The organism is Actinomadura soli (genome assembly GCF_005889715.1).
Taxonomy (GTDB): Bacteria; Actinomycetota; Actinomycetes; order Streptosporangiales; family Streptosporangiaceae; genus Spirillospora; species Spirillospora soli.
This window is the reverse complement of record NZ_VCKW01000623.1, coordinates 1-377: the sequence shown is the minus strand read 5'-3', so window position 1 is coordinate 377 and position 377 is coordinate 1. Positions and strand designations below refer to the sequence as shown.

Sequence of the window (377 nt, the reverse complement as noted above, 5' to 3'; positions counted from 1 at the left end):
CCGGCCCGCACGCCGGGCCGAACCCCCACCGCGTGTCGTCGTGCGCGTGGCGTGACGTCATTCCAACCGGACCCCGCAAAGTGATCTTGTTGTGCAGCCGTGGCTTGGAAGTCTCGTGCGTTATCCTGCGCATCGTAGCGTGCGAATGCAAGGCCCAATGCACGTGCATCTGCGTCGTGAGGGTGTGGGGCGGCGTGGACCGCACGCAAGTGATCGGAGGTAACCGCAGGACACAGAGGCCAGTGGCACACTAGACGAGTAGTTCCGAAGTGATCAGTGGTCGAACGCGGTCAGTGACCGGGTGATGGGCTGGCCGGTGCGGTGGTTGTGCCAGATCGCTGCGGCCATGGCCAAGATGCGCTGGGCGACCCGTACCG

1 pseudogene is annotated in these 377 nt (G+C 65.0%); it reads right to left on the bottom strand.

The features are described from left to right. Nucleotides 1-273: 273 nt before the first annotated feature. A pseudogene (locus ETD83_RS46350) lies at nt 274-377 on the bottom strand (IS982 family transposase); the annotation flags it as partial.